This is a genomic window from Martinezella rhizogenes (genome assembly GCF_007002745.1).
Classification (GTDB): Bacteria; Pseudomonadota; Alphaproteobacteria; order Rhizobiales; family Rhizobiaceae; genus Agrobacterium; species Agrobacterium cucumeris.
Window position 1 is genome coordinate 889,638 of the sequence record NZ_SGNY01000001.1, and the last position, 24,860, is coordinate 914,497.

Consider the following 24,860-nt stretch of genomic DNA (forward strand, 5'->3'; position numbering starts at 1 on the left):
TTCCAAGATGGCAGTTAACGAGAATTATTCGGACATTGCGTCTGGCAACGGGCAAAGCAGTCTGTCGGTTCTGCATCCCATTCATGAAGCGGCGATGCGGATCGCCGATCTCGGTCTCAACCGTTCCAAGGCAAAGACGCGCGATCTGGTCAGCCTGCTCCTGTCGCATGGCGCCCGCGCCTGGCGCGCCAACCAGCCGGAAGCCAGCATCCACCTTCACGTAGCCCGCCGTTCCGGACGTGCGCCGATCCATATCCGCATTCGCTAACAAACCGAACTAACCAGATAAGACTCAAAGAAAAACCCCGCGGTGCCTGAGCGCCGCGGGGTTTTCCGTTGATTGACGAAAGGGAAACGAGGCGGCTTACGCCTCGCTCTCCGGTGCCTCAGGCGTATCCGGCAGATTGTCTTCCGCCTCGTCGCCATTGCCGTTTTCCGCCTCTTCGTCGCCTTCCGGCTCGTTGATGCGTTCCACGGAAACCACCTTCTCATCCTTGGCGGTGGAGAAGATCGTCACGCCCTTGGTGGCGCGGCTGGCGATGCGGATGCCGTTGACCGGCACGCGGATAAGCTGGCCGCCATCGGAAACCAGCATGATCTGGTCGCCTTCGTCCACGGGGAAAGCCGCGACGAGTTCGCCGATCTCCGCCGTCTTCGAGGTATCGGTGGCGCGGATGCCCTTGCCGCCGCGACCAGATGTGCGGAAGTCGTAGGAGGACGAGCGCTTGCCGTAGCCCTTCACGGATACCGTCAGCACGAATTCTTCGCGTGCCTTCAGCTCCTGATAACGCTCTTCGCTGAGTTCGCCCTCTTCCGTCACTTCTTCACCAACGAGCGCGATGTCGTCTTCATCGACGCCTGCGGCACGCCGTTCGGCTGCCGAGCGCTTGAGGTAAGCGGCACGTTCCCACGGTTCAGCGTCCACATGGCCGACGATGGTCATGGAGATGATGCGGTCGCCATCTGCCATGTTGATGCCGCGCACGCCGACCGAGTTGCGGCCGGCAAAGACGCGCACATCGTCCACGGGGAAGCGAATGCACTGGCCAAGCGCCGTGGTCAGAAGCACGTCATCCCGATCCGTACAGGTTTCAACGGAGAGGATTTCATCACCCTCTTCATCGAGCTTCATGGCGATCTTGCCATTGCGGTTGACCTGGACGAAATCGCCGAGCTTGTTACGGCGAACCGTACCGCGAGTCGTCGAGAACATCACATCAAGCGTTTCCCAGGTGGTTTCATCCTCGGGCAACGGCATGATGGTGGTGATGCGTTCGCCGGGTTCCAGCGGCAGCATGTTGATAAGGGCCTTGCCCTTGGACTGCGGCGTGCCGATGGGCAGGCGCCAGACCTTTTCCTTGTAGACGATGCCGCGCGAGGAGAAGAACAGCACCGGCGTATGGGTGTTGGCAACAAAGAGACGGTTGACGAAATCCTCGTCGCGCGTCGCCATGCCGGAACGACCCTTGCCCCCACGACGCTGCGCCCGGTAGGTGGTGAGCGGCACGCGCTTGATATAGCCGAGATGCGAAACGGTGACGACCATGTCTTCCCGGGCGATGAGGTCTTCATCGTCCATGTCAGGACCGCCCTCGACGATCTCGGACCGGCGCGGCGTGCCGAACTCGTCACGGATGGCGATGAGTTCCTCGGTGACGATCTGCATGATGCGCAGGCGTGAAGACAGGATGTCGAGATATTCGCTGATTTCCGCGCCGATCTTGTTCAGTTCGTCGCCGATTTCATCGCGACCCAGCGCCGTCAGACGGGCAAGACGCAATTCGAGAATGGCACGCGCCTGCTCTTCGGACAGATTGTACGTGCCGTCTTCATTGATGCGATGGCGCGGATCGTCGATGAGCAGGATCAGGCTTTCCACATCCCGCGCCGGCCAGCGCCGCGTCATCAACTCCTCGCGGGCCGAAGCCGGATCGGGAGCGTGACGGATAACGCGGATGACCTCGTCGATATTGGCAACCGCAATCGCCAGACCCACCAACACATGCGCGCGGTCGCGCGCCTTGCGCAGCAGGTACTTGGTGCGGCGGCTGACGACATCCTCGCGGAACGCGACGAAGGCGCGCAGCATGTCGAGCAGCGTCATCTGCTCCGGCTTGCCGCCGTTCAACGCCACCATGTTGCAGCCAAACGAGGTCTGCAGCGGCGTGTAGCGATAAATCTGGTTCAGGATGACGTCGGCATTGGCATCGCGCTTCAGCTCGACGACGACGCGATAACCCTGACGGTCGGATTCGTCGCGCAGGTCGGAAATGCCCTCGATGCGCTTTTCCTTGACCAGTTCGGCCATCTTCTCGATCATCGAGGCCTTGTTCACCTGGTAGGGAACTTCGGTGATGATGATCTGCTCGCGGTCGCCGCGCATCGGCTCGATGGTGGCGCGGCCGCGCATGATGACCGACCCGCGACCCGTCTCGTAAGCCGAGCGGATGCCGGAGCGGCCCATGATCAGAGCACCGGTCGGGAAATCCGGGCCGGGAATGATCTGCATCAGTTCAGGCAGCTCGATCGCCGGGTTCTCGATCAGCGCAATACAGCCGTCAATGACCTCGGACAGATTGTGCGGCGGAATATTGGTGGCCATGCCCACCGCAATGCCACCTGCCCCGTTGACCAGCAGGTTCGGGAACTTCGCCGGAATAACCACCGGTTCCTGCAACGTGCCATCATAGTTGTCACGGAAATCGACGGTTTCCTTGTCGAGATCGTCGAGCAGCGAATGCGCGGCCTTTTCCAGGCGGCATTCGGTATAACGTTCGGCCGCCGGCGGATCGCCATCGATGGAACCGAAATTGCCCTGGCCGTCAATCAGCGGCAGGCGGAGCGACCAGTCCTGCGCCATACGCGCCAGCGCATCATAGATCGCCGAATTGCCGTGCGGGTGGAATTTACCCATCACGTCACCGGTGACGCGGGCGCATTTGACGTATTTCTTGTTCCAGTCGATGCCGAGTTCGGACATGCCGTAAAGAATACGGCGGTGAACCGGCTTCAGACCATCACGGACATCGGGAAGCGCGCGGGACACGATGACGCTCATGGCGTAATCGAGATAGGACCGCTGCATTTCCTCCATGATGGAAATCGGTTCAATGCCTGGCGGAAGTTTTCCGCCGCCGGGGGGGCTCTGGTCAGTCAAAACGGATCACATTCTCTGTTAAGAATCGGATGGATTTTTATAGCGGAAACAGCCACGTTAAGCCAATTTCCCGGCGAGTTTTGAACAGTCTTTTGCGTCATTTGCAAGACGAACACCGCTTTTCGCGATTTAGCCCGGCAAAAGCAACGCCGCTCCCTTTCAAAGCAGCCGCGACTTGCGTAGGCTCGCGCACAAAAAGGCAATAAGCGGGGAAAGAATGGCCAGCAGCGAAACGCTCATCAACGCGCTTACCACACTTTTGGTCACGCTCGATCCGCCCGGTCTTGCGCCCGTATTCCTTGCGCTTACCGCAGGGATGACGCGCAGCCAGCGCAGTCAGGTTGCCCTGCGCGGCTCGCTGATTGCTTTCGGCATTCTCGCCGTCTTCGCCCTGTTCGGCCTTACCATCCTCAACCTGCTCGGCATTTCGCTTGGCGCCTTCCGCATCGCCGGTGGCCTTCTGCTGTTCTGGATTTCTTTCGAGATGATTTTCGAGAAGCGTCAGGAGCGCAAGGAAAAGACCTCCGAAATCGCCATAACCAAGGACCATCTGCACAATCTGGCGGTCTTTCCGCTGGCCTTGCCGCTGATTGCCGGGCCGGGCGCCATTTCCGCCACCGTGCTTCTTGCCGGCACGATGAAGACCACCATCGAGATGGTCGTACTGATCCTGATCCTCGCTTTCGCCATGGCCCTTGTCTACGCGGCCCTGATCGTTGCGGAACGCATGGACCGTTTTCTCGGCAATACCGGCCGGGCGATCCTCACCCGGCTGCTTGGCGTGCTGCTTGCAGCCCTTTCGGTGCAATTCGTGGTCGACGGCATAAAATCGGCCTTTGCCTTCTGAAACGCGGCATGGTGGCGATATCTCGCAACAAAATCCCGCATCCCGCTGAAACTGTAAAAAATCCATCCTTTAAATCCGGCCATCGTTTCGGTTAAAAGACGCGCATCTTTTCCGGATTCGAAAGTTTTCTTCATGCGCTCCACGCTGCGTCGCCTCATCCCGGATGCCGCACCCGTCAGTATCAGGGAAAGGCTGCGTTCCGCGACCGGCGCCTTCGTGGGCATTCTCCTGACCGGATTTCTGGGCAGTCTCGCACTCAGCTTCGACCCCACCCTGCCCGCCATGATCGCGCCGATGGGCGCTTCGGCCGTGCTTTTATTCGCCGTGCCCTCGAGCCCGCTGGCGCAGCCCTGGTCCATCATGTGTGGCAATCTGGTATCGGCTTTCGTGGGTGTCACGGTGGCGCTGCTGGTTCCGGATCTATTCCTCGCCAGCGCGCTCGCCATCAGCCTTGCCATCGCCGCCATGATGGCGCTGCGCTGCCTGCACCCGCCAAGCGGTGCTGTGGCGCTGACGGCGGTTCTTGGCGGCCCCGCCGTGCACAGCCTCGGATATGGTTTCCTTCTGTGGCCGGTCGCCGGAAATTCGCTGATCCTTCTTGCGCTGGCGCTCGCCTATAACAATGCCACCGGCCGCGCCTATCCGCATGGTCTGAAGCTCGGAAAGGCCGCCCACGGCACGACGGATCCGACCCCCATCCAGAAAATCGGCTTCTCCTCCACCGACCTCGATGAGGTGCTGAAAGAATATGACGAAGTTCTCGACATCGATCGCGAGGAGCTGGAGACCATCCTGCGCAAGACCGAGCTGCGCTCCTATCGCCGCCGCGCGCTGCATCTCGATTGCGCCAGCGTCATGTCGCGCGATGTGGTCGGCGTTGCCCCTGACGACAGCCTGCGCCATGCCCATGCGCTGATGCACAGCCACCATTTCAAGGCCCTGCCCGTCACCAATGACAGGGCGGAAATCGTCGGCATCGTCACCCAGACGGATTTTCTGGAAAAGGCAAGCTGGAGAAACGGCCGCCCCTCCATCGGTTTCCTGCAGCGCCTGCGCCTCATTCTTTCCGGTGCAAGTGCCCCCAACGATACCGTCAAGGACATCATGACATCGCCGGTCAGAACCGTGCGACCGGAAACCTCGATCGAAGAAGCCATCATCCGTTTTGCGGAAGAAGGGCTGCATTACCTGCCGGTGATCGATGCCAATGGCAAGATGGTGGGGATTGTCTCACAATCCGACGTCATGGTGGCGATGCTGGCCGACAAAGTCGCGGCGTAACCACCGCGACATCGAAATAACCGGCTCCCCTAAAAACCGGCAAAGCCTTTTGGCTAACGTTTAGCCTTCAAAAGCCGCTGCCACAGCGTGCCGCCGAAAAACCGGCCGAGCACGATGAAATAGGCGATGATCAGCATTAAGGCGATAAAGGCAGGCAGGCCGTTCAGCGCGAAACCATGTGGCGTGCGCCCGCCTGCGACCGCTGCGACGAGAAATCCGGCGGCGAAAAACGCTGTCCAGAAATCGAGGAAAAAAGCGAGAATGATGCGCCAGGAAGCCGGTTGTTTTGAGATCGGCTGTTTCGGTGCCGTATCATCACTCATGCCCGCCTCCTGTCACGCATAACATCATTCGTCTTCGGCTCAGAACGGAATATCGTCGTCCATATCGTTGGAGAAGCCGCCGGAAGGCTGGCCGCCGCCACGTGAAGAGCCGCCGCGCGATGAGGACTGCTGGTCGTAACCGCCGCCATAACCGGAGCTGGAGCCGCCACCGCTGCTGCCGTAATCTCCGCCACCGCCAAAATCACCACCGCCGCTACGGCCACCGCCGCCGCCCTCACCGCGACCATCGAGCATGGTGAGCGTGGAGTTGAAGCCCTGCAACACGATTTCGGTGGAGTAGCGGTCGTTCCCGGTCTGGTCCTGCCATTTGCGCGTCTGCAGCTGGCCTTCAATATAGAGCTTGGCGCCCTTCTTGACATATTGCTCGACGACCTTGCACAGGCCTTCGTTGAAAACCACGACCGTGTGCCATTCGGTCTTTTCCTTGCGCTCGCCGCTATTGCGGTCCCGCCAGGTTTCCGAGGTGGCGATACGCAGGTTGGCGATGGGGCGGCCATCCTGCGTACGGCGGATTTCGGGATCTGCGCCGACATTCCCGATCAGAATTACCTTGTTTACGCTACCAGCCATCTCGTCATCCTGTCCGCCGGCCATCATGACCGGCAATTGCATTTCAAAAAATTCCGCACACAATAACCATCACCGCCCGCAAAGGGCACCGCAGGCGTGGAACTATCCACAACGAATAATCCAGAGCTTCGAACAGCGGATATTCGCACTTGCTATTTGTTCCTTTTTTGTTCTATTTAATCGCGAAATTCGAGTCAAGTGGGCTGAAAAGCTCCGACCGATGGGGAATAGACCTCGACACCTCCGGCTGCGTCACTACATAAGGACACGCCGCCATCAAGCCTGTTATTTTTGTCCGAGCCTTGCCACGAGCCTTGTCATGAGTGAACTGAAGACGATTTCCATCCGTGGTGCCCGTGAGCATAATCTCAAGGGTATCGACCTCGATCTGCCACGCAACAAGCTGATTGTCATGACCGGGCTGTCCGGCTCGGGCAAGTCGTCGCTTGCCTTCGACACCATCTATGCAGAGGGCCAACGCCGTTATGTCGAAAGCCTTTCGGCCTATGCGCGCCAGTTCCTGGAAATGATGCAGAAACCGGATGTCGACCGTATCGAGGGTCTGTCGCCGGCCATTTCCATCGAGCAGAAGACCACCTCGAAGAACCCGCGTTCCACGGTGGGCACGGTCACGGAAATCTATGACTACATGCGCCTGTTGTTTGCGCGTGTTGGCGTCCCCTATTCGCCGGCCACGGGCCTGCCGATCGAAAGCCAGACCATCAGTCAGATGGTGGACCGCATCCTCGCTTTTGAGGAAGGCACGCGTCTTTATATTCTTGCGCCGATCGTGCGTGGCCGCAAAGGCGAATATAAGAAAGAACTTGCCGAGCTGATGAAGAAGGGCTTCCAGCGCGTCAAGGTGGATGGCCAGTTCTACGAAATCGCCGATGTGCCGGCACTCGACAAGAAATACAAACACGACATTGATGTTGTGGTCGACCGTGCGGTGGTGCGCCCGGATATGGCCGCACGCCTTGCCGACAGTCTCGAGACCTGCCTCAAGCTCGCCGATGGGCTGGCTATCGCCGAATTCGCCGACAAGCCTCTGCCGCCGGAAGAAACCGCCGCCGGCGGCTCCGCCAACAAGTCGCTCAACGAAACCCATGAGCGGGTGCTGTTTTCGGAAAAATTCGCCTGCCCCGTCTCCGGCTTCACTATTCCGGAGATCGAGCCGCGGCTGTTTTCCTTCAACAATCCCTTCGGCGCCTGCCCCAGCTGCGATGGCCTCGGCTCGCAGCAGAAGGTGGATGAAAACCTGATCGTTCCGGAACCGGCCCGCACGCTGCGCGACGGCGCCATTGCCCCATGGGCCAAGTCGTCTTCTCCCTATTACAACCAGACGCTGGAAGCGCTCGGCAAGGCCTTCGGTTTTAAACTGTCCAGCAAATGGTCGGAGCTTTCGAAGGACGCGCAGCACGCCATTCTTCAGGGCACCGATGACAAGATAGAATTCAACTATCAGGACGGCGCCCGCGCCTACAAGACGGTGAAAAATTTCGAAGGCATCGTTCCCAATCTGGAGCGCCGCTGGAAAGAGACCGACAGCGCCTGGGCGCGCGAGGAAATCGAGCGTTATATGTCGGCAGCGCCCTGCCCGGCCTGCGCCGGTTATCGCCTGAAACCCGAAGCCCTCGCCGTCAAGATCAACAAGCTGCATATCGGCGAAGTCACCCAGATGTCGATCCGCAAGGCACGCGACTGGTTCGAGGTGCTGCCGGAAAGTCTCAACGCCAAGCAGAATGAGATCGCCGTCCGCATTCTCAAGGAAATCCGCGAACGTCTGCGCTTCCTCAATGATGTCGGACTGGATTATCTCAGCCTGTCGCGTAACTCCGGCACGCTGTCCGGCGGCGAAAGCCAGCGCATTCGCCTCGCTTCGCAGATTGGCTCAGGCCTGACGGGTGTTCTCTACGTTCTGGACGAGCCGTCGATCGGCCTGCATCAGCGTGACAATGCCCGCCTGCTCGAGACGCTGAAGCATCTGCGCGATATCGGCAATACTGTCATCGTTGTCGAACATGACGAGGACGCCATCCTGACAGCGGATTATGTGGTCGATATCGGCCCGGCCGCCGGCATTCACGGCGGTCAGGTGATCGCCGAAGGCACGCCGCAGGACGTAATGGCCAATCCGAAATCGCTAACCGGCAAATATCTCTCCGGCGAACTCGGGGTCGCCGTGCCGGCAGAGCGCCGCAAGCCCAAGAAGGGCCGCGAGATCAAGGTCCATGGCGCACGCGGCAATAATCTCCAGAATGTCACGGCGGCGGTCCCGCTTGGCGTCTTCACGGCCGTGACCGGCGTATCGGGTGGTGGCAAATCCACCTTCCTGATCGAGACGCTTTACAAGTCGGCGGCACGCCGGGTGATGGGCGCCCGCGAAATTCCGGCCGAACATGATCGCATCGACGGTTTCGAATTCATCGACAAGGTGATCGATATCGACCAGTCGCCGATTGGCCGCACGCCGCGCTCCAACCCGGCCACCTATACCGGAGCCTTTACACCGATCCGTGACTGGTTCGCCGGCCTGCCGGAAGCGAAGGCGCGCGGTTATGCGCCCGGCCGTTTCTCCTTCAACGTCAAGGGCGGCCGCTGCGAGGCCTGCCAGGGCGATGGCGTCATCAAGATCGAAATGCACTTCCTGCCTGACGTCTATGTCACCTGCGACGTGTGCCACGGCAAGCGTTACAATCGCGAGACGCTGGACGTGACTTTCAAGGGCAAATCCATCGCCGACGTTTTGGATATGACGGTGGAGGAAGGCGTGGAATTCTTCGCCGCCGTGCCGGCGGTGCGTGACAAGCTGCAGGCTTTGTTCGATGTCGGCCTCGGTTACATCAAGGTCGGCCAGCAGGCCAACACCCTATCCGGCGGCGAGGCGCAACGCGTCAAGCTCGCCAAGGAACTGTCAAAGCGCTCGACGGGCCGCACACTTTACATTCTCGACGAGCCGACGACCGGCCTTCACTTCCACGACGTCAACAAGCTGCTGGAAATGCTGCAGGCGCTGGTGGACCAGGGCAATTCCGTCGTGGTGATCGAACACAACCTCGAGGTCATCAAGACGGCCGACTGGATCATCGACATCGGCCCCGAAGGCGGCACGGGCGGCGGCGAAATTGTGGCGACCGGCACACCGGAAGACATCGTCAAGATCGAGCGCTCCTACACCGGTCATTTCCTGAAGGAACTTCTGGAACGCCGGCCGGCCGGCAAACGCGAGGCTGCGGAGTAATCCGCAGTCTTTCACAGCAAAGGTCGAATGGGCCAAAGGCTGAAGGAGGAACAGCATATGTCGACATCAGGCACGATCCGCACCGGTATCGGCGGCTGGACATTCGAGCCATGGGAAGGCACGTTTTATCCGGAAAAGCTGCCGAAGAAACGCCAGCTCGAACATGCCAGCCGGCAATTGACGGCCATTGAGGTGAATGGCACCTATTACAGCAGCCAGAAGCCCGAGACCTTCGCCAAATGGGCATCCGAAGTGCCTGAGGATTTCATCTTCTCCCTGAAGGCCAGCCGCTTTGTCACCAACCGCAAGGTTCTGGCCGAAGCCGGGGAATCCATGACGAAGTTTTTGACTCAAGGGTTGACGGAACTCGGCTCTCATCTCGGCCCCATCCTCTGGCAGTTCGCCCCCACGAAAAAATTCGACGCGGATGATTTCGGCGCCTTTCTGGCGCTCCTGCCTGAAAAGCAGGATGGTATCCGTCTTCGCCATGTGGTCGAGGTGCGCAACCCGACATTCCAGGTGCCGGAATTCATCGATCTTCTCGCCAGACACAAGGTCGCCGTCGTCTGCGCCGATCACCACGATTACCCGATGCTGCCTGACGTCACGGCCGATTTCGTCTATTGCCGCCTGCAAAAGGGCGAAGACGACATCGCAACCTGTTACCCGAAGGCGGAGATCGGCCATTGGGCAGAACGGGTCAAGACCTATGCGGCGGGCGGCCTACCCGACGATCTGCCGCTGATCGCGCCCGACCGGAAAGCGGAAAAAACGCCGCGTGACGTTTTCGCCTTCTTCATCACCGGTGGCAAAGTCAATGCGCCCAACGGTGCACAGGAATTGCAAAAGGCTGTCTGAGTGACGCGGCGACGCCGAACACCTGATGTTGCGGCGTCACCGATAAATCGTCGTACCGAAAAACATTCGGTATCCGGAGAATAAACAGCTCGCGTCTCATTCCCGTCATCTCACGCCGGCAAGAATGCCAATGACGGCACAAGGCGCTTCGCCGGCAAAAGGCTGTCGTTATCAGAGGGCTGGCCGGAATGAATATGATCGAGACGGAACGTTTACGCCTGCGCCTTTGGCGGGACGACCATTTTGAAGCCTTCGCCGCGATGCAATCCGATCCGGAGGTGATGGCCGATCAGGGCGGGCCGGCGGACGAGGCGCGGAGCAGGGAGAAATTCGAGCGCTACCGCAGGGCAGAGCGCGAACAGGGCATCGCCCGCTGGGCTGTTGAAAATCCCGATGGCCTGTTTCTCGGTTATGCCGGCGTCATGCCGCGCCTGTCCGAAGACCATCCACTTGGCCAGCACCACGAAATCGGCTGGCGTTTCATAAGGCAGGCCTGGGGAAAAGGTTATGCGACCGAAAGCGCAAAAGCCTCGCTGACCCATGCTACCGGATACGCGGGAATAGCTGGGATCATCGCCTATACCAGCCCCGATAATTTTCGCTCCCAGGCCGTCATGTCGCGCCTTGGCCTGATCCGCGAACCATCGCGCGATTTCTCCATGCCCGGTCATACGGACAAGGAATGGCGCGGGCTGGTCTGGGTCGCTCCCTAGAGCAGTCCGGTCCAAACGGAATAGCCGGACCTGCTCAAGCCCATTGTTTTTCCGCACGTTCCGGACGTAAAACCACTACGCAGTTTTACTCGAAATGCTCCAGGATATCTCCCGATTGAGGCTGCGGAACTCTCCGCAACGCCCTGGTTGCCGACGGCATAAAATCGAAAGAATGCCGTTTCCAGCCTTCAGCCCGCCAGTTCCTTCGTCGGGTTGAAATCGATCGCTGCGAAAGCCGCCTCGATCACCTCCGTCCCTGCCCCCGGACGGGTGGCATCGCTGGAGAGGATTTGCCGGAAACGGCGCGCGCCCGGCATGCCCTGAAACAGACCGACCATATGGCGGGTGACGTGGTTGAGACGCCCACCAGCAGCAATATAATCGGCGGCATAGGCCATCATCGCGTCGCGCAACCCCATCCAGTCAGCTTGCCGGGCCTCGTCACCGTAGATGCGGTGATCGACATCGGCGAGAATGGAGGTGTTGTGATAGGCGGCGCGGCCGAGCATGACGCCATCCATATGTTGCAGATGGTCACACGCCTGATCGAGATCGGCGATACCGCCATTGATGCCGACGAAGACATCGGGATTTTCCCGCTTCATACGATGGACGAGATCATAATCGAGCGGCGGCACCTCGCGGTTTTCCTTCGGCGAGAGCCCCTGCAGCCAGGCTTTACGCGCATGGATCCACACGGCATCCGCGCCGGCCGCGACAACACGCGCCAGAAAATCCGGCAACACGGTTTCCGGCTCCTGATCATCCACCCCGATGCGACATTTGACAGTCACCGGCACAGTGGCAACCGCCTTCATCGCCGAAACGCATTGCGCCACGGCTTCGGGCTCGCGCATCAGGCAGGCGCCGAAGGTGCCGGATTGCACCCGATCCGAAGGGCAGCCGACATTGAGGTTGATTTCGTCATAGCCGTAATCGCCGGCAATACGAACCGCCTCGGCAAGCTTGGCCGGGTCCGATCCACCAAGCTGCAGCGCGACGGGATGTTCCTGCGGATGATAACCGAGCAGCCTGTCGCGCTGGCCATGGATGATGGCATCGGCAACGATCATTTCAGTAAACAGCAGCGCGCGCTTCGACAATTGCCGGTGCAGAAACCTGCACCTCGTGTCGGTCCAGTCGATCATGGGGGCCACGGCGAAGATTTTTTCGCCGCTGGCAAGCGCTTGTCTGTACATGGATTAACCTCTTTGCGCCGGCTTCTACAGCAAAGGACCGCAAAAAGCCAGTTTTGCACTCGACAGCATTTTCAACTGGAAATCAGCCCGGAATCGCGGGACAAGAATTGCACCTTAAAGACACGACAGGAAATTCCCATGGCCGCCACCGTCATCCCCGCCCCGAAACCCGTTCTCCTGCCCGTTGAAGGTACAGGCGACATGTTCCCCGTGCGGCGGGTCTATTGCGTTGGCCGCAATTATGCCGATCACGCCATCGAGATGGGCCACGATCCCTCGCGCGAGCCGCCCTTTTATTTCCAGAAGAACCCGGACAATCTTCTGCCCGCCGGCAATGATTTCCCCTATCCGTCCCTGTCCTCGAACGTGCATTACGAGGTGGAATGCGTCGTGGTGCTGAAAAGCGGCGGCGCGGATATTCCAGCTGCCGAGGCCCTGAACCACGTCTGGGGTTATGCCGTCGGCATCGACATGACCCGCCGCGACCTGCAGGACGGGCTGAAGAAGATGGGCCGTTCCTGGGAAGGCGCCAAGGCGTTTGAATATTCCGCCCCGGTTTCCGCCATCGTTCCCGCGGACAAGATCGGCCATCCCGCAACCGGCGCGATCTGGCTTGATGTCAATGGCGAGCGCAAGCAGACGGGCGATCTCGCACAGATGATCTGGAAGGTGCCGGAAGTGATCGCCGAGCTTTCCAAGCTCTTCACGCTTGCCGCCGGTGACGTGATCATGACCGGCACGCCGGCCGGCGTTGGTCCGATCGTGCGCGGTGACCGCATCGACTGCGGCGTCGATGGTGTCGGTACGCTGTCGGTCACGGTCGCCTGATCGCTGCCGGCGCATATTCCAGAGGGAGAAACCGAATGCCGCTTTACCGCCTCGCCGACCGGGTGCCGCAAACCCCTGCCCCGGATCGTTACTGGGTCGCCCCCGATGCCAATGTCATCGGTTCGGTAACGCTCGGCGAAGATGTCGGCATCTGGTTCGGCGCGACATTGCGCGGTGATAACGAGCCGATCAGCGTCGGGCGCGGCACCAATATCCAGGAAGGCGCGATGGTGCACAGCGATCCCGGCTTTGCCGCGACCATCGGCGAAATGTGCACAATCGGCCACCACGCCATCGTGCATGGCTGCAGCATCGGCGACAATTCTCTGATCGGCATGGGCGCAACGATCCTGAACGGCGCAAAGATCGGCCGCAACTGCCTCGTCGGCGCCAATGCGCTGGTGACGGAAGGCAAGGAATTTCCCGACAATTCACTGATCGTCGGCTCGCCGGCGCGGGCCATCCGAACGCTGGATGACGAAGCCGTCGCCGGCCTGCGCCGTTCCGCGGAAAAATACATTGAGAACTGGAAGCGTTTTTCGAAAGATCTGGCGATTATCGAAGGATGAGCAACGGTGGGCAACCATGCCCACCCCGCAAACAAAGCCTAGGACGCGCAGTTTGCGCAGAGACCACGAATCTCGATGGTGGTCTTTTCCGCCTTGAACTTGCTGTCCTTCACCCAGCGCTCAAGACGGTGGTCGATTTCGTGATCATGGAACTCGGTCACCTGCCCGCAGGATTCGCAGATGGCGAACGCCACGGTGCCATGGTGGTGCGAGCAGCACTCGGCCTGCGTATGCGTGCAGGCAACGAAAGCGTTGAGGCTTTCCAGCCGGTGCACGAGACCGAATTCCACCAGCTTTTCCAGCGCCCGGTACACCTGCAGCGGCGCGCGGAACCCGTCATCCCGCAGCTTGTCGAGGATCATATAGGCACTGAGCGGCTGATGCGCGTTTGACAGGGCATTCATGACCAGCGACTGGTTCTTGGTGAGGTTCTGCTGGGTCTGCGCATTCATGATTTGCCTCCTTCATCCGCGGAGCGGGAAAAACCCGGCGCCGGCAACAGGCTTATAACGAACAGGATCACCGCGGCAACCACGATGGAGGGGCCGGACGGCGTATCATAGGTCAGCGAGCCGAACAGGCCGCCGATAACCGCGATGGCGCCAATCAGCGACGCGACCACGGCCATCACCTCCGGCGTGGCAGAAAAACGTCTGGCAGTGGCAGCCGGTATGATCAGCAGCGAAGTGATGAGCATGATGCCGACCACCTTCATCGCAATGGCAATCACCAGCGCCATCAACAGCGTGAAGATGAGCTTCGCCCGCTCCGGGTTCAGCCCTTCGGCTTCAGCCAGTTCGGTATTGACGGTGGAAGCGAGCAGCGACCGCCACAGGAACACCATGGAAACGATGACCACCAGCCCGCCGCCCCAGATCAGCGCGATATCGCTGCGGGTGACAGCAAGAATATCGCCGAACAGGAACGAGACGAGATCGATACGCACCCAGCTCATGAAGGCGACGATGACAAGGCCAATGGCGAGAGCTGAATGGGACAGGATGCCAAGCAATGCGTCGGACGACAGTGCCTGCCGCCGCTGCAGAAAAATCAGCAGGATCGAAACAGCGGACGCCACCAGAAAGACGCTGATGATGAGGTTGAGCTGCAACAGCAGCGAGAGCGCGACGCCAAGCAGCGCTGAATGGGCCATCGTATCCCCGAAATAGGCCATGCGCCGCCAGACCACGAAACAGCCGAGAGGTCCGGCGGTAAGGGCAACGCCGATGCCGGCGACCATGGCGCGAACGAAGAAATCGTCAAACATGCCGTTCTCCCTGCGCGTGTTTCGAGGGCGCATGGTCCCCATGTTCATGTTCATGGCCGCAACCGCATTCGTCGCCATGGTCATCATGATGGTGGCCATGATCATGGGCATGGTGGTGGCCGTCTTCAGGGTGGCAATGATCCGTCACCGAACCATCCGCGTGCTGCACCCGGCCATCGGGCAGATGGGTGTGGTCGTGGTGGTGGCTGTAGACGGCAAGCGCCTTTGCGGCAGAACCGCCGAACAGCCGCATATATTCCGGGCTCTGGCTTACCGCCTGCGGTGTTCCCCGGCAGCAGACATGGCCATTCAGGCAGATCACGGTATCGGTTTCCGCCATCACCACATGCAGGTCATGCGAGATTAACAGAATTCCGCAATTACTTGAATTTCTGATATTTTTTATCAGATCATAGAGCGCGATCTCACCGGAGAAATCCACACCCTGCACGGGCTCGTCAAGTACGAGAAGATCGGGCTTGCGGGCGATGGCGCGAGCCAAAAGCGCACGCTGGAACTCGCCGCCGGAAAGGTGTTGAACTTCGGCGTTCGCCAGATGTGAGATGCCTGTCGCATTCAACGCCGCATCGATCTCGCGGGCGGGCAGCGGCCCGGTCAGCGTCATCAGCCGCCGTACCGAAAGCGGCATGGTCCAGTCCACCGAAAGCTTCTGCGGCACATAACCAACGCGCAGGCCGGCAATGCGCGAGACTTCACCCTCGGTTGGTTTCATTACGCCGATCGCCATTTTCGCGCTTGTGGATTTGCCGGAGCCGTTCGGGCCGATCAGCGTCACGATCTCGCTCTTGCTGACGGAAAACTCCACGCCGCGCACCAGCCAGCGGCCATTGCGCTGCACGCCGGCATTGGCAAGGGAAACCAGTATATCGTTACCCTGACGGGAGGAATGAAGCATGGGATTGTCCGTTCGGCGATGTTGCCTACCGCTATTGCATACGTTATAGAGTTACGCAATAAATGTAATAACATAACTATACTTCTTCAAGTGGAGTGCATTGCATGAAATCGATCCTGATCCCGCTCATGGCGTCGGTCGCAATCGCGGCCGCCGCTTCGGGCGCCACAGCCGCGCCCGATGTCGTGGTCTCGATCAAGCCCATCCACTCACTCGTGGCAGCCATCATGCGCGGCGTTGGTGAACCGCAGCTCATCGTTGAGGGTGCCGCCTCGCCACATACCTATAACCTGCGGCCCTCCAATGCGCGCAAGCTGGAAAAGGCGGATGTGGTGTTCTGGGTTGGGCCCGGGCTGGAAGCTTTCCTGGAAAAGCCGCTGGAGGCACTGGCCAGCAAGGCGACGGTGGTGGAACTGGAAGACGCCAAGGGGCTGGAAAAGCTGCCTTTCCGTGAAGGCGGCCCCTTCGAGGCGCATGACCATGGCGAAGAGGGTCATGAAGACCATGCGGATGGCGAGGCGGCACACGATCATGGCCATGACCACGGCGACCATGATCATGGGCACGGCGCCTATGATACCCATCTCTGGCTTGATCCCGCCAATGCCAAGGCCATGGCGCAGACGATCGAAACCGCACTGATTGCGGCCGATGCCGGCAATGCTGCGACCTATCAGGCCAACACCAAAAAGCTGATCGACGATCTCGATGCACTCGACACGGAACTGGCTGAAACGGTCAAGCCGATCAAGGACAAGCCTTTCATCGTCTTTCACGACGCCTATCAATATTTCGAGCACCGTTATGGCGTGAAGACGGCGGGGTCGATCACCGTCAGCCCCGAGACCCTGCCCGGTGCGGACCGCGTCAAGCAGATGCAGGAAAAGGTTCGCCAGCTAGGCGCAACCTGCGTTTTCGCCGAACCGCAATTCGAGCCGAAACTGATCTCGGTCATCACTGAAGGCACGGCGGCAAAGTCCGCGACGCTCGATCCGGAAGCGGCCACGCTGGAGCCCGGTCCCGACCTCTATTTCAAGCTGATGCGCGGCATTGCCGGCTCGCTGAAGGACTGCCTGGTCCAGCCGTGAGCGATAACGCTTCTTTTCCGTCATTCCGGCCTTGAGCCGGAATCCAGCCGACGCGCGTCCGCGCGACGGGGAGACTCCTTCCAGCCCAAGGACTTGGGCTGGCTGGATGCCGGCTCGAGGCCGGCATGACGGCGAGTAAGTGGCAACCCGCAACAGAGGCGGGTGCAAAGCATCGATTCCGACGCTGCTCTTTACGGCTTCGGCGCCATGGAAGACCAGACCGGCTCGCTGACGCTCTGCAGGGTTTCCGGCGGAGCGCCGTTGATACGTGCCAGAAGGGCTTTCGCAAGCTCCCTGCCCGCCAGCTTGATATCCTCGTTGACGGTATGGATTTGCGGCTTGATCCAGTTCAGGAACTCGGCCGACTGTTTCGAGACGATATCGATATCCTTGCCGATCTTCACACCCGCCGCTTCGAAACCCGCCAGCAGCGCGATGGTGCTGCTGCCGCTGATCGAGACGATGCCATCGGGACGATCATCCGATTGCATCAGCCTCTGGCCGTAATCGCGGATTTTGTCGAGCGGCGTCTCGATGGTGACGACATCAATGGGAAATTCGGTAAGGCCGAAATCCCTGATCCCGCGATTGAACCCCTTGCGCGCATGATCGTGGTAAGAAAATCGCGATGGCGGCATGATCACGGCAATCCGTTTGCGCCCGCATTGCGCCAGACGCTCGACTGCCTCGTAAGCGTAGGCCTCATTGTCGAAATCGTGAAAGGCATGTTCGATGCCCATATCGGACCGCCCATGGGTGACGAAGGGCATGTTGCGCTCGGTCATGAAACGGACGCGCGGATCGTTCGGCTCGATCTTCGAAATAATGACCCCATCCGCCGAGCCGGTCTCGAGAATGTAGCGGATCGGCACCATGGAATCCTTGGCGTGGATATGTGGCGTGACGACCAGGTGATATTGCGTGGTGGAGAGTATCTCGGTGATGCCGAACACCATCTGGCTGGTGAAACCCATCAGTTCTTCGTCGACACTCAACACCAGTGCGATGACATTGGTCTTGCCGGTGCGAAGCCGCACGCCGGCGCGGTTGGGCTGGTAGCCGATCTGCCGGGCGATCAGCCGCACGCGCTCCTTGGTCTCGGCGCCGATATCGGGCGCATCCTTCAATGCACGCGAGACTGTGGTGATGCCAAGACCTGTCATATAGGCGATGGTCTTCAAGGTCGGGCGCTCGCCCGTCGTCGCGGGTGCTTCGCCCCCGCCGGATTTACCAGTATCGTTCATGTCATTTCGCCACGCTTTACCGAACGATAATCATAGATAGCTTTTGCGCTGTTGCAAAGGCAAACGTCCCCTCGCACCGCTCGGCCTCATCCCATCACGCCTCAATTCAGCTATAACGATGCAGGTGCAGAAAATATTTCCTCCCATGAAACTGTTCCCGCAGCCATGAAACCCAAGCCTCGAAAACATACAGAAATTAATTATTTAAATTAAAAAACAAATATAACTTATTGATATATATAAATAAATTATCGAATAATTAGAATAAGGCTACCTCTTCACCGCGTGACGTTGATGACAGACGCATTTAACCTCGCCAGTCGGCAATCAAAGGCATGACGGCACGTTTGTTTTACGGTAACGTTGCCGAAGGGAGAAGATCGTGACGTGGAGCGAACCGGCAAAAGCCGTTTTGCCGGCATGCAGTTCCCCCAGATTCTGACACAAGCCTGCTTCACAATGCCGGGCCGTCTTTGTTGAATTCATATTATGCAGGGTCCCACCATGATCTCTTCTTCCACGCCCGAAACCACCATCGATCTGGCCGGGCTCTGGCGCCTGAGTTCGGTGGAGGGAGACCATGCCACCGAGCTTTCCGTCCCCGGCGATATTCACACCGCGCTCAAAAATGCGGACATCATTCCCGACCCCTATCACGGCGCCAATGAAAACGCGGTGCAATGGGTGGCGCAGCGGGACTGGATCATTGAGCGCACATTCATCCTCGATGAGGCCGATGCCAGCTGGTATCTCGATATTGATTATCTCGACACCGTCGCCATCGTCTTTGTCAACGATGTCCCGGTCCTGAGCGCCGACAATTGCTTCCGCCGTTACCGCCCCGATATTTCGCGCGCAGTGCGGCCGGGTGAAAACACCATCCGCATCCATTTCCATTCCAACATCGTGGCCGGTGCAGAACGTCAGGCGCGGCAGCCCTTTTATATTCCCTATCACCCCGGCAATTCGCCGATCGCCAATGGCAACATGTTGCGCAAGCCACAATGCCATTTCGGCTGGGACTGGAACATCGCCATTGCGCCGCTTGGGCTTTACGGCAAAATCCTGCTGAAGCGCCTCGATACGGCCCGCATCGAGCATGTCATCACCTCGCAGCATCATGTCGAAGGCGGCGTTGAGTTGCATGTGGCCGTGACGCTGTTTGCCGAAGGCCCGGCAAGCCTGCCGGTCTACCTCTCCCTCAACGATGAAAGACTGCGGCTCGATTGCGGCGTCGGCGCGGGCGAGACGGTGGTGCGCCACGTCTTCTTCGTGGAAAATCCGCAACTCTGGTGGCCGGTCGGCAGTGGCGAGCAGACACTCTACAGGCTGACGGTGGAATTGCCCGACGAGACCGTCACCCGCCAGATCGGCTTCAGGACCATCGAACTACTGACGGACAAGGATGAAGCGGGCAGCCGTTTCGCTTTCCGCATCAACGGCCGGGAGATATTCTGCCGCGGCGCCAACTGGATTCCGGCAGATGCGCTCCATTCGCTGACCAGCCGGGAAAAGACCGAAGATCTCCTCTGCTCCGCGGTCGAGGCCAACATGAACATGATCCGCGTCTGGGGCGGCGGGTTCTATGAGGAAGACTGGTTCTACGATCTCTGTGATCGCCTTGGCCTTCTGGTCTGGCAGGACTTCATGTTCGCCTGCAATCTTTATCCCTGCAGTGAGGACTTTCTCGACAATGTCGAACACGAGGTCGATTACCAGGTGAAACGCCTGTCCTCGCATGCCTCCATCGCGCTGTGGTGCGGCGATAACGAGCTGGTGGGCGCGCTGACCTGGTTCGATGAATCCCGCAACAATCGCGACCGCTATCTCGTCGCCTATGATCGCCTGAACCGCACCATCGAACGGGCCCTGAAAAAAGCCGCCCCCGAAGCGCTCTGGTGGCCATCGAGTCCCGCGTCGGGTTATCTCGATTACGGCGATGCATGGCACGCGGATGGTTCCGGCGACATGCATTACTGGTCCGTCTGGCACGAGAATAAGTCGTTCGACAATTACCGGTCGGTCAAACCGCGTTTCTGCTCCGAATTCGGTTTCCAGTCCTACACATCCATGCCCGTCATCCGCACCTATGCCGAAGACAAGGACATGAACATCGCCTCCCCGGTCATCGAACTGCACCAGAAGAATGTCGGCGGCAATGAACGGATCGCCGGCACCATGTTCCGTTATTTCCGCTTCCCCAGGGATTTCGAGAACTTCGTCTATCTGAGCCAGGTTCAACAGGCGCTGGCCATCCGCACGGCGGTCGACTACTGGCGCTCGCTGAAACCCCATTGCATGGGCACGCTTTATTGGCAGCTGAACGACACATGGCCGGTCGCCTCATGGTCGAGCCTCGATTATGGCGGTGGCTGGAAGGCGCTGCATTATGCCGCCCGCCGTTTTTTCCAGCCGGTCACGGTCTCGGCCATTTCCTCCAGGGATGGGCGACAGGTGAGCTTTTCCATGGTCAACGACACGGCGGAAGATGTCGAGATCGACATGAACATCGTTGCGCTGACCATGGACGGCAACCGCGTGCCGCTGAAATCCGCCAACGGCACATGCGCGACGGATAAGGCCGCGACGCTGACCGAAATCGACATGGACAGCCTGCCGGATGGCGCCATCCTTGCGTGGAGCTTCATTGCCTCCAACGGCATGACCGGGGAAGGCCATCACGTGCGCGACACCTACAAGGCGCTGGAGCTTCAGCCCGCCGGGTTGGATCTGTCAGTCGGCCCGCTGAAGAACGGTCAGTTTGAAATCGATGTCACCGCCGCCGGTCTCGCCCTCTTCGTCATGCTGGAGGCGGACCAGCCGGGGCGATATTCGGACAATCTGTTCGATCTTTCCGCCGGCGAAACGCGCCGCATCATCTTCACCCCGAAGGCGGATGGCCCCCAGCCGCATTTCCGCATCTTCGATCTTCATTCCTGCCAATCCTCGCCCAATCGCGGCATTGAAACAATGCAGAGAAAGGCATAACCATCCCTCTGGGGAATGACAGGTGCGCCCGCACCTGTTTTCATCGGTTCAAAGGGTTGCCGGGTTCTCCGGCAGCCAGTCATCAGCAAGTGGAGGAAGACCCATGGTTTGGCAACCGGCCGAAAACCGATACGCGTCCATGAAATACAATCATTGCGGCAAGACCGGCCTGAAGCTGCCGGCAATCTCGCTGGGGCTCTGGCACAATTTCGGCAACGATACGCCGCACCAGACGAAACAGGCCATTTGCCGCCGCGCATTTGATCTCGGCATCACCCATTTCGATCTCGCCAACAATTACGGCCCGCCGCCCGGCAGTGCCGAAACCGCCTTCGGTGAAATCCTGAAGACGGATTTCGCCGGCTATCGCGACGAGATGATCATCTCCTCCAAGGCCGGTTACAACATGTGGCCCGGCCCGTATGGTGAATGGGGCAGCCGCAAATATCTGATCTCTTCCTGCGACCAGAGCCTGAAGCGCATGGGGCTGGACTACGTCGACATATTCTATTCCCACCGTTTCGACCCCAACACACCGCTTGAGGAAACCTGCGGCGCGCTGGACCAGATCGTGCGCTCGGGCAAGGCGCTTTATGTCGGCATCTCGTCCTACAACTCGAAGCGCACCCGCGAGGCCGCCGCCATCCTCAAGGACCTCGGCACGCCTTGCATCATCCATCAGCCGAGCTACTCGATGATCAATCGCTGGATCGAGGAAGACGGTCTCGTCGATACGCTGGAAGAACTGGGCATCGGCTCCATCGTCTTTTCGCCGCTGGCGCAGGGCATGCTGACGACGAAATATCTCGGCGGCGTGCCGGATGGCAGCCGTGCATCGCAGAGCAAGTCGCTGAACCCGGCCTTCCTCAACAAGCGCAATGTTGAAAACATCCGCTCCCTCAACAGCATTGCCGAACGCCGCGGCCAGACGCTGGCGCAGATGGCGATTGCCTGGGTTCTGCGCGGCGGTCGCATCACCTCGGCGCTGATCGGCGCAAGCCGTGTCGAACAGGTCGAGGATTGCGTCAAGGCGCTCGACAATGCCGAGTTCTCCACCGAGGAGCTGGCGGAAATCGATCGTTACGCCAGGGATGCGGATATCAACCTCTGGGCAAAATCCGCCGAACGGGTCTGATGGAAAAAACGACCGCCCGGTTATGCCGGGCGGTCCGATCACTCAATTAGGCGGCTTTAACCGCAGAACACCCGAATGACGGTCGACTTCGGATTAGTTACAGATTCTGTGGCAGTGCCGCTATGAACAAAGTTCAGTCTTGACGGTGTGTCGTTGGCAACGTGCTCTTGTCGCCCATAATGCCGCGAGTCTCCGGGAATATTCAGACCAACCGTCGCGGATGATAGCCCTCCAACATATTTCTGATAGCGCGACGCACCACAAGCGTCAGAAGTCGGCCCGGAGTTCTTAAGCGTTGCCGGCGCAGTTGTGCAGCCAGTAAGGGTGATCAATATGAGCGACACTGATGTAACTAGTCTTGGCTTCATGCTTATCTCTTCTACTCGCTTTGGTCGTGGATGGATATTTTGCTCTCACTAAAGTGGTGTTTATCTATTTGCAAATGTTTCAGAATTGGAACGCTTTTTGAGGTGAATAAAAGTATAATTGACACAGATAGACATTGAACGCCTTCCAGTATTTACATGTAACCGCGGGGTGAACAAAACGGCGGCCCAATTATGCCAGGCGGTCCGATCACTCCGGCAGCAGAAAAATCTCAAAACAAAAGATTAACTCCCGCCCCTAAGCATTAACAACCATTACATAAATGTAATTTTAAATTCAGTTTCCGTTCATTCGTTTATTCGTAAGTTCTTCTCATCGAAACCCGAGAGGAAACTTCCATGAAAAAGTTCGTCACCATTCTTCTGGCAGCCACCGTTCTTGCAGCTCCGATGGCACAGGCCCAGAGCCGCCACGACGATCGCCATCGCGGCGTCACCGTCGAGCGTCAGGTCACCACCAAGAAAGTCATCGTCAAGAAGCACCGCTGGGATCGCGGCCAGCGCCTCTCGGCCCGTGAGCGCCGCAACATGGTGGACCGCCGTGACTACCGCCGTTACCACCTCGCAGAACCGCGCCGCGACCAGCGCTGGGTACGCGTCGACAACCAGTTCCTGCTGATCAACGCCGTCAGCGGCCTCATCGTCGGCCTCGCCGCCGCCCGCTGAGTTGAAGCAGCAACCGAAATGAAAAAAGGCCCGCTTGCGCGGGCCTTTTGTTTTTATCGTTTCAGCCGATCAGAAAATGTCGGCGCCGCTGCCCCATGGGCCGTGCGGCTTGTCCACACTGTCGGTGCGTTCGAAACCATGCGCGCCGAAGAAGTCGCGCTGCGCCTGAATGAGGTTGGCGCTGCCGCGACCGCGGCGATAGGCGTCGAAATAGCCGAGCGCCGAAGCCAGCGCCGAAACCGGCAGGCCAGAGAGCACGGCGTAGGAAACCACGCGGCGCAGCGGCGCATCGGTATCCTTGACGATGGCGGCGAAGGCAGGCGTCACGATGAGGTTGGCCACATGCGGATCCTTGGTGAAGGCCGAGGTGATCTCATCGAGGAATTCCGAGCGGATGATGCAGCCAGCGCGCCAGATGCGGGCGATCGTCGGCATCGGCAGGTTCCAGTTGAACTCCTTCGATGCCGCCGACATGATGGCGAAGCCCTGCGCATAAGCGCCGACCTTGGCGGCCAGAAGCGCGCTTTCCAGATCGGCGATGAAGGCCTTTTTGTCAGCCGGTGCCGCCGCGAGGGTCGGCAGGCCGAAGATCTTTTCGGCAGCTTCGCGCTCATCCTTCTGCGAGGAGAGAATACGGGCAGCCACGGCCGCTTCGATGGCGGTTGCGGCGACGCCCATGTTCTGCGCCTCGATGACCGACCACTTGCCGGTGCCCTTCTGGCCGGCCTTGTCGAGGATCAGATCGACCATCGGCTTGCCGGTGATCGGATCGGCGGCGCGCAGAACCTTCTCGGTGATTTCGATCAGGTAGGAATTCAGGCGGCCCTTGTTCCATTCGGCGAAGACATCGGCGATTTCGACGGCGCTCATGCCAAGGCCATCACGCAGGATGCCGTAGATTTCGGCGATCATCTGCATGTCGGCATATTCGATGCCGTTATGGATGGTCTTGACGAAGTGGCCGGCGCCGTCATTGCCGAGCCATGCCACGCACGGATCGTCATTATATTTGGCGGAAATGGAGGTCAGCACCTTCTCGACACGCTTCCAGCTGTCTTCGGTGCCGCCAACCATGATCGACGGTCCGTGACGCGCGCCTTCTTCACCGCCGGAAACGCCCATGCCGATAAAGGTCAGGCCGCTATCCTTCAGATTGTCGAAACGGCGGATCGTATCGCGGAAATTGGCATTGCCGGCATCGATCATGATGTCGCCATTGGCGAGATGGGGCTTCAGGATTTCCATCTGCTGATCAACAGGATCGCCGGCCTTGATCATGATGATGATCGGGCGCGGAGGACGAATTGCAGCGACGAATTCCTCGATGGTTTCGCAGGGAATGATCTGGCCCTGCAGTTCGCCCGCATCGGCGTAGAATTTTCGTGTAACTTCCGGGGTTCGGTTGAATACGGCAATCTTGTTGCCCTTTTCCGCGATGTTCAACGCCAGGTTCGAGCCCATGACGCCGAGACCGATCAAACCGATTTCTGCCTGTTCCACGGATGTGCCTCCATCTTGCTTTTAGGTGGTCGTGTTGTGGCACTGTAATGGACAAACGGCAAG

21 protein-coding genes are annotated in these 24,860 nt (G+C 59.3%); 12 read left to right on the forward strand and 9 right to left on the reverse strand.

Annotated features, from left to right (window positions below):
- Positions 1-7 precede the first annotated feature (7 nt).
- The gene (locus EXN68_RS04430) at positions 8-268 is read left to right on the forward strand and encodes a hypothetical protein (protein WP_046800148.1); all 261 of its coding nucleotides are present in this window, start codon (positions 8-10) and stop codon (positions 266-268) included.
- Positions 269-364: 96 nt separating this feature from the next.
- On the opposite strand, the gene gyrA is transcribed toward EXN68_RS04430, so the two are convergent.
- A complete protein-coding gene (gyrA, locus tag EXN68_RS04435; protein ID WP_142839771.1) occupies positions 365-3,157 on the reverse strand; it encodes a DNA gyrase subunit A in 2,793 nt (930 codons plus the stop codon).
- A 217-nt stretch (positions 3,158-3,374) separates the two neighbouring features.
- Between gyrA and EXN68_RS04440 the strand changes: the two genes are divergently transcribed.
- Together EXN68_RS04440 and EXN68_RS04445 are read left to right on the forward strand one after the other, a co-directional pair.
- Positions 3,375-4,004, forward strand: a complete 630-nt coding sequence (locus EXN68_RS04440) for a MarC family protein (RefSeq protein ID WP_142839772.1) — start codon at positions 3,375-3,377, stop codon at positions 4,002-4,004.
- A gap of 132 nt (positions 4,005-4,136) precedes the next feature.
- Positions 4,137-5,285: a CBS domain-containing protein gene (locus EXN68_RS04445; RefSeq protein WP_142839773.1), complete on the forward strand. Its 1,149-nt coding sequence runs from the start codon at positions 4,137-4,139 to the stop codon at positions 5,283-5,285.
- Positions 5,286-5,338: 53 nt separating this feature from the next.
- Here EXN68_RS04445 and EXN68_RS04450 read toward each other — a convergent pair whose 3' ends face one another.
- On the reverse strand, positions 5,339-5,608 hold the full coding sequence (locus tag EXN68_RS04450; RefSeq protein ID WP_142839774.1) for a hypothetical protein: 270 nt from the start codon (positions 5,606-5,608) through the stop codon (positions 5,339-5,341).
- A 39-nt stretch (positions 5,609-5,647) separates the two neighbouring features.
- The gene (locus EXN68_RS04455; protein ID WP_052760243.1) at positions 5,648-6,241 is read right to left on the reverse strand and encodes a single-stranded DNA-binding protein; all 594 of its coding nucleotides are present in this window, start codon (positions 6,239-6,241) and stop codon (positions 5,648-5,650) included.
- Positions 6,242-6,518: 277 nt separating this feature from the next.
- Between EXN68_RS04455 and uvrA the strand changes: the two genes are divergently transcribed.
- The 3 genes from uvrA (at position 6,519) to EXN68_RS04470 (ending at position 11,011) form a co-directional block, all read left to right on the forward strand.
- Positions 6,519-9,440 (forward strand): excinuclease ABC subunit UvrA, encoded by a 2,922-nt coding sequence (uvrA, locus tag EXN68_RS04460; RefSeq protein WP_142839775.1) that lies wholly within the window; start codon positions 6,519-6,521, stop codon positions 9,438-9,440.
- A gap of 57 nt (positions 9,441-9,497) precedes the next feature.
- Positions 9,498-10,298: a DUF72 domain-containing protein gene (locus EXN68_RS04465; protein ID WP_142839776.1), complete on the forward strand. Its 801-nt coding sequence runs from the start codon at positions 9,498-9,500 to the stop codon at positions 10,296-10,298.
- A 188-nt stretch (positions 10,299-10,486) separates the two neighbouring features.
- On the forward strand, positions 10,487-11,011 hold the full coding sequence (locus EXN68_RS04470; RefSeq protein ID WP_142839777.1) for a GNAT family N-acetyltransferase: 525 nt from the start codon (positions 10,487-10,489) through the stop codon (positions 11,009-11,011).
- Positions 11,012-11,199: 188 nt separating this feature from the next.
- Here the strand turns inward: EXN68_RS04470 and dusA are convergent, their stop codons facing one another.
- Entirely contained in the window at positions 11,200-12,210 is a 1,011-nt protein-coding gene (dusA, locus tag EXN68_RS04475) for a tRNA dihydrouridine(20/20a) synthase DusA (protein ID WP_142839778.1), read from the reverse strand.
- 138 nt (positions 12,211-12,348) lie between these two features.
- On the opposite strand from dusA, the gene EXN68_RS04480 reads away from it, so the two are divergent.
- Positions 12,349-13,038, forward strand: a complete 690-nt coding sequence (locus EXN68_RS04480) for a fumarylacetoacetate hydrolase family protein (RefSeq protein WP_142839779.1) — start codon at positions 12,349-12,351, stop codon at positions 13,036-13,038.
- Between the two features lie 35 nt (positions 13,039-13,073).
- Positions 13,074-13,607, forward strand: coding sequence for a gamma carbonic anhydrase family protein (locus EXN68_RS04485; RefSeq protein ID WP_142839780.1), 534 nt, complete (start codon positions 13,074-13,076; stop codon positions 13,605-13,607).
- A 38-nt stretch (positions 13,608-13,645) separates the two neighbouring features.
- On the opposite strand, the gene zur is transcribed toward EXN68_RS04485, so the two are convergent.
- From zur to znuC, 3 genes are read right to left on the reverse strand one after another with little or no spacing between them, the layout of a single operon-like run.
- On the reverse strand, positions 13,646-14,059 hold the full coding sequence (gene zur, locus EXN68_RS04490) for a zinc uptake transcriptional repressor Zur (protein WP_065115613.1): 414 nt from the start codon (positions 14,057-14,059) through the stop codon (positions 13,646-13,648).
- Positions 14,056-14,874, reverse strand: coding sequence for a zinc ABC transporter permease subunit ZnuB (gene znuB / locus EXN68_RS04495; protein WP_142839781.1), 819 nt, complete (start codon positions 14,872-14,874; stop codon positions 14,056-14,058). The genes zur and znuB overlap by 4 nt, the downstream gene beginning before the upstream one ends.
- A complete protein-coding gene (gene znuC / locus EXN68_RS04500) occupies positions 14,867-15,790 on the reverse strand; it encodes a zinc ABC transporter ATP-binding protein ZnuC (RefSeq protein WP_142839782.1) in 924 nt (307 codons plus the stop codon). The genes znuB and znuC overlap by 8 nt, the downstream gene beginning before the upstream one ends.
- Positions 15,791-15,894: 104 nt before the next feature.
- Between znuC and znuA the strand changes: the two genes are divergently transcribed.
- A complete protein-coding gene (gene znuA, locus EXN68_RS04505; RefSeq protein WP_142839783.1) occupies positions 15,895-16,878 on the forward strand; it encodes a zinc ABC transporter substrate-binding protein ZnuA in 984 nt (327 codons plus the stop codon).
- Positions 16,879-17,069: 191 nt separating this feature from the next.
- Here znuA and EXN68_RS04510 read toward each other — a convergent pair whose 3' ends face one another.
- Entirely contained in the window at positions 17,070-18,122 is a 1,053-nt protein-coding gene (locus EXN68_RS04510) for a LacI family transcriptional regulator (protein WP_142839784.1), read from the reverse strand.
- Positions 18,123-18,611: 489 nt separating this feature from the next.
- Between EXN68_RS04510 and EXN68_RS04515 the strand changes: the two genes are divergently transcribed.
- From EXN68_RS04515 to EXN68_RS04525, 3 genes are all read left to right on the forward strand, one after another.
- Positions 18,612-21,110 (forward strand): beta-mannosidase, encoded by a 2,499-nt coding sequence (locus tag EXN68_RS04515; RefSeq protein ID WP_161991190.1) that lies wholly within the window; start codon positions 18,612-18,614, stop codon positions 21,108-21,110.
- A gap of 103 nt (positions 21,111-21,213) precedes the next feature.
- The gene (gene mgrA / locus EXN68_RS04520; protein WP_142839786.1) at positions 21,214-22,245 is read left to right on the forward strand and encodes an L-glyceraldehyde 3-phosphate reductase; all 1,032 of its coding nucleotides are present in this window, start codon (positions 21,214-21,216) and stop codon (positions 22,243-22,245) included.
- Positions 22,246-22,970: 725 nt separating this feature from the next.
- Positions 22,971-23,297 (forward strand): RcnB family protein, encoded by a 327-nt coding sequence (locus tag EXN68_RS04525; RefSeq protein ID WP_003525025.1) that lies wholly within the window; start codon positions 22,971-22,973, stop codon positions 23,295-23,297.
- Positions 23,298-23,366: 69 nt separating this feature from the next.
- Here EXN68_RS04525 and gndA read toward each other — a convergent pair whose 3' ends face one another.
- On the reverse strand, positions 23,367-24,797 hold the full coding sequence (gene gndA / locus EXN68_RS04530; RefSeq protein WP_142839787.1) for an NADP-dependent phosphogluconate dehydrogenase: 1,431 nt from the start codon (positions 24,795-24,797) through the stop codon (positions 23,367-23,369).
- Between the last annotated feature and the right edge of the window lie 63 nt (positions 24,798-24,860).